At 51.9% G+C, this 4587-nt stretch carries 4 protein-coding genes, 4 tRNA genes and 1 rRNA gene; 8 read left to right on the top strand and 1 reads right to left on the bottom strand.

What is annotated here, in order from left to right; genetic code table 11:
• The 3 genes from rrf to birA all read left to right on the top strand — a co-directional run.
• A 5S ribosomal RNA gene (gene rrf, locus KJI95_RS19315) occupies nucleotides 1-114 on the top strand; the annotation flags it as partial.
• A 150-nt stretch (nucleotides 115-264) separates the two neighbouring features.
• Nucleotides 265-1302 (top strand): UDP-N-acetylmuramate dehydrogenase, encoded by a 1038-nt coding sequence (gene murB / locus KJI95_RS19310; RefSeq protein ID WP_214508832.1) that lies wholly within the window; start codon nucleotides 265-267, stop codon nucleotides 1300-1302.
• Between the two features lie 49 nt (nucleotides 1303-1351).
• Nucleotides 1352-2311, top strand: coding sequence for a bifunctional biotin--[acetyl-CoA-carboxylase] ligase/biotin operon repressor BirA (gene birA, locus KJI95_RS19305; protein WP_214508831.1), 960 nt, complete (start codon nucleotides 1352-1354; stop codon nucleotides 2309-2311).
• Nucleotides 2312-2525: 214 nt separating this feature from the next.
• On the opposite strand, the gene coaA is transcribed toward birA, so the two are convergent.
• A complete protein-coding gene (gene coaA, locus KJI95_RS19300) occupies nucleotides 2526-3473 on the bottom strand; it encodes a type I pantothenate kinase (RefSeq protein ID WP_214508830.1) in 948 nt (315 codons plus the stop codon).
• Between the two features lie 214 nt (nucleotides 3474-3687).
• Here coaA and KJI95_RS19295 point away from each other — a divergent pair.
• From KJI95_RS19295 to KJI95_RS19275, 5 genes are all read left to right on the top strand, one after another.
• Nucleotides 3688-3763, top strand: a tRNA-Thr gene (locus tag KJI95_RS19295).
• Between the two features lie 8 nt (nucleotides 3764-3771).
• A tRNA-Tyr gene (locus KJI95_RS19290) sits at nucleotides 3772-3856 on the top strand.
• Nucleotides 3857-3890: 34 nt separating this feature from the next.
• Nucleotides 3891-3964: transfer RNA gene (locus KJI95_RS19285), tRNA-Gly, on the top strand.
• Between the two features lie 13 nt (nucleotides 3965-3977).
• Nucleotides 3978-4053 (top strand) — tRNA-Thr (locus tag KJI95_RS19280).
• A 116-nt stretch (nucleotides 4054-4169) separates the two neighbouring features.
• A partial coding sequence (locus tag KJI95_RS19275) for a GTP-binding protein (RefSeq protein ID WP_214508829.1) occupies nucleotides 4170-4587 on the top strand: 418 nt, incomplete at its 3' end.

Raw genomic sequence — 4587 nt, 5'->3', positions numbered from 1 at the left:
TGGTGACATTAGTGCTGTGGTCCCACCTGATCCCATTCCGAACTCAGAAGTGAAACGCAGTCACGCCGATGGTAGTGTGGGGTCTCCCCATGTGAGAGTAGGTCATCGCCAGGCGCCAAATAGAACAGAAAGGCCACCCAACAGGGTGGCCTTTTTGCTTTGTGACTTTCCGCTCGTCAGATAACCTTCGACTTTGCCCTAGGTGCCTGTGGTGTTGGCAGGTACAATCAGTCTGTGAAATTTTCGTCTTGTTTCGGGAGCTACATGTCTGCCAATTCTGCATCTTCGAGCCTGAGGCCTGTGTCATTAGCGCCTTACAATACCTTTGGCATCAATCAGTATTGTCGCGAACTACGTCATATCACCACGATTGCCGAGCTTAAAGAGGTCACGGCCGAGCTCTCGGCGGCTTCAGAGCCGTTTTATGTTTTGGGTGGTGGCAGCAATCTGGTGCTTACATCGGATGTTGATATGGTGATGCTGAAAATGGACATCAGGGGCATTGAGGTTCAGCAGGATGACGAGGCATATCATTTAACCGTGTCCGGCGGTGAAAGCTGGCACTACTTGGTAAGCTGGACTTTAAGGGAGAATATGCCGGGGCTTGAAAATCTGGCGTTGATCCCAGGCACTGTTGGCGCGGCGCCCATTCAGAATATCGGCGCCTATGGTGTTGAGCTTAAAGACTTTTGTGAATGGGTTGAGTACTTGTCACCATTGGATGGCAGCATCACTCGTTTGACTGCTGAGCAGTGCGAATTTGGTTACCGCGAATCGATTTTCAAGGCCGCGCTCAAGGGTAAAGCCATTATCACCCGAGTTGGTCTTAAGCTTGTTAAAGCATGGCAGCCAAGGCTTGGCTATGCACCGCTGAATCAATTTGACCCCATGACAGTATCAGCGCTGGATATCTTCAATAAAGTCATTGAGGTGAGGCGAAGTAAGTTACCGGATCCGGCCGTGCTGGGTAATGCCGGCAGCTTTTTCAAAAATCCTGTTGTAGATGCCGCGACCTTCAGCACTATAGTGCGGCAGTTTCCCGATGCGGTTGCCTACGCGCAGGATGATGGACGAATGAAACTCGCCGCTGGCTGGCTGATTGATAAGGCAGGGCTCAAAGGTTTTCGCCTCGGCAATGCCGGAGTGCATGAAAAGCAGGCGTTGGTGCTGGTGAATCTGGGCGGCGCCAGTGGCGCTGAAGTCTGTGCACTGGCGCGGCATATCATCACTACTGTTGAACAAACCTTTGGTGTCACCCTGGAAGCTGAGCCAAACATAGTCGGTGATATCAACGCGCTGTAAATCTGTATTGTGATTAGTGCATCCCATTAACCGTTAAAGGAGTGAAGGCATGGAACAATGGCAACGTAAACGGGAAATTTTGCAGCTGCTTGGCAGTGGGGAGTTTGTGTCAGGTGAGGCGCTTGCCGAGCAGCTTGGCGTTTCCCGTACCGCGGTCAGCAATCATATTGATGTGCTGGAATCCCTGGGCGTGTCCATTTTCAGTGTCAAAGGCAAGGGCTACAGGCTGGCCACTCCGGTTAATCTGATTGATGAAGCGCGGCTTAAGCAGGGCATCGACAGGCGCTGTTTCTACTTTGACGATATCGCCAGTACCAACGGCTTTATGTTAACTCACACCGACGAGCTCGAATCCGGAGATGTGTGTATTGCCGAGCATCAATCTGCCGGTCGCGGTCGCCGCGGACGGCGCTGGGCATCCCCCTATGGCAGCCATTTGTATTTCTCTTTGTTTTGGCGTCTCGAAGAAGGCATGAACAAAGCCATGGGGCTTAGCCTGGTGGTTGGCTGCTCGCTGGCTAAGGTGCTTGCTGATATGGGCATTAGCGGTGTCGGGCTTAAGTGGCCAAATGATGTGTATCTGGATGGCAAGAAGCTGGCCGGGATTTTGATAGAAATGAAAGGTCAGGCCGACAGCAATTGCGAGTTGATTATAGGTATTGGAGTGAATCTCGCGATGCCGGATGCGGCGGGGGCTGATATTGATCAGCCGTGGGCCGATCTGCAGGGCGTTGGCATGCCGGATAAAACCGATTTTGCGGTGCGATTACAGCGCCAGTTGCAGCAGGACCTGAGTCTGTTTGAAGAGCAGGGCCTGAATGCATTTGTTGAGCGCTGGCAGACGGCTGACCTTTACCTTGGCAAGCAGGTCAATCTGCTGCTTGCTGATAAAGTCCAAAGTGGCATTTGCCGGGGCATAGACAACCAGGGCGCCTTACTGCTTGAGCAGGATGGGCAGGTTGTGAGTTATATCGGCGGTGAAATCAGCCTGCGTTTGGCTGCAGTCTAATAACCTGAGGCTGGCGATTAATGCTCGGGCTGGCCATCGGGGCGGCGAATAGAACGTCGACTAGAAGGTCGACTAGAATCGCTGAATAAATAGCGGAAAGAGAAAGGTAAGAGGCGTGCGCTTCTTACCTTTTTCGTTTTTGGGCTTTTTTGTTACTTAATAGACCCTGTTACTCGAAGTGCCTTGTTACTTGAAGCCTGATTCGCACAGGTTGTTATTTTCGCAGCAGTACACGGTCCATCAGATGATCGGCGCCTTTACGCAAAATCAGGTGGGCGCGCTCGCGGGTGGGCTGGATGTTCATCCTGAGGTTGGGGCCGTTAATGCCATCCCAAATCTGTGACGCGGTTTCACGGGCCTGGCTGTCATTGAGGCTGGAATAGTGGCGGAAATAGGAGTTTTCGTCGGCAAAGGCGCCGCTGCGAAACTGCAGGAAACGCTCGATGTACCACTGCTTGAGCAGGCTCTCGTCTGCGTCCACATAAATTGAAAAGTCCACGAAATCCGACACAAACGGCCTGCGAATGTCTACCGGCGAATCAAGACCGGTTTGCAGTACGTTAAGTCCTTCAAGGATCAGAATGTCTGGCCTGCGCACCGTTTGGGTTTCATCGGCAAGCCGGTCGTAAATGATGTGCGAGTACAGCGGCGCTTCGACTTCGTCTTCACCGGATTTAACGGCTGACATGAAATCAATCAGCATTTTGGTGTCGTAGCTTTCCGGAAAGCCTTTGCGCTGCATCAGGCCGCGGCGTTTAAGTTCAGGCAGAGGATAGAGAAAACCGTCTGTGGTCACCAAATCGACTTTCGGATGTTCGGGCCACTGTTTCAGCAGTGCCTGCAGTATACGGGCTGTGGTGCTTTTGCCCACGGCTACGCTGCCCGCGATACTGATAATATATGGACTGTCGGATTGGCGATTACCGAGAAACTGATTCAACACCACGCCGCGTTGCTGGCGCGAGCCGACAATCAGATTTAACAGGCGGCTCAGTGGCAGATAGATATCGGTCACTTCCGAGAGCGATATCCGCTCATTAATACCGCGCAGGCGATTGAGCTCTGCCTCACTTAGCGTCAGCGGTACCGAGTTTCGCAGTTGTGCCCAGCGCTCACGATCGAAATCGAGATAAAGCGCTTGCTGCGTCTGGTTTTTATTCATTCTGTTTCCTCGCCTTAGGCAGGGCACAGTATACCAAGGCTCCCGGATTAACAATAGTTCAACCCAAGCGTGGCTCCCCTGTGGGCGAAGCAATTCTGGCTAAGGTTTGTTATTGCGTGCAAAAAAGCGCCGCTTGGTAACTTTTTTGGCTGAATTTCGATTTTTCTATTGCAACCCAAGCCACATTTACCTAATATCCGCTACCGAAATAAGTGCCGGCATAGCTCAGTTGGTAGAGCAACTGACTTGTAATCAGTAGGTCCCGAGTTCGACTCTTGGTGTCGGCACCATTTTCTCTGGAGGGGTTCCCGAGTGGCCAAAGGGATCAGACTGTAAATCTGACGGCTCCGCCTTCGAAGGTTCGAATCCTTCTCCCTCCACCATTTTCTAGGTACTAGGTAGCCTAAGTCAGGTTGCGCGGGCATCGTATAATGGTATTACTCCAGCCTTCCAAGCTGATAACGCGGGTTCGATTCCCGCTGCCCGCTCCAAAAATTAAGAGATGCTGATATAGCTCAGTCGGTAGAGCGCATCCTTGGTAAGGATGAGGTCGGCAGTTCGATTCTGCCTATCAGCACCAGCCTCTCTTAATACGCTACCTAATATCTAAATAAACGGTTCGATGTCATCTGATGGCATCGAATTTTTGTGTATCCGCAGGTTTTCATCACCAAGATACTTGGATCGAGGCATACCATGGCTAAGGCTAAATTTGAACGTACTAAACCCCACGTAAACGTGGGCACCATCGGTCACGTTGACCATGGTAAAACCACTCTGACTGCTGCTATCTCCCACGTGCTGTCTAAGCACTTCGGTGGCGAAGCGAAGGACTTCTCTCAGATCGACAACGCTCCAGAAGAGCGTGAGCGCGGTATTACCATCAATACCTCTCACATCGAGTACGATACTGATGCCCGTCACTACGCTCACGTAGACTGCCCAGGCCACGCTGACTATGTTAAAAACATGATCACCGGTGCTGCCCAGATGGACGGCGCAATCCTGGTAGTAGCTGCGACTGACGGCCCAATGCCACAGACTCGCGAGCACATCCTGCTGTCTCGTCAGGTAGGCGTACCTTTCATCATCGTGTTCATGAACAAGTGTGACA

It is taken from the genome of Shewanella jiangmenensis, assembly GCF_018596335.1.
Lineage (GTDB): Bacteria > Pseudomonadota > Gammaproteobacteria > Enterobacterales > Shewanellaceae > Shewanella > Shewanella jiangmenensis.
This window is presented reverse-complemented; position numbering and strand designations above follow the sequence as displayed.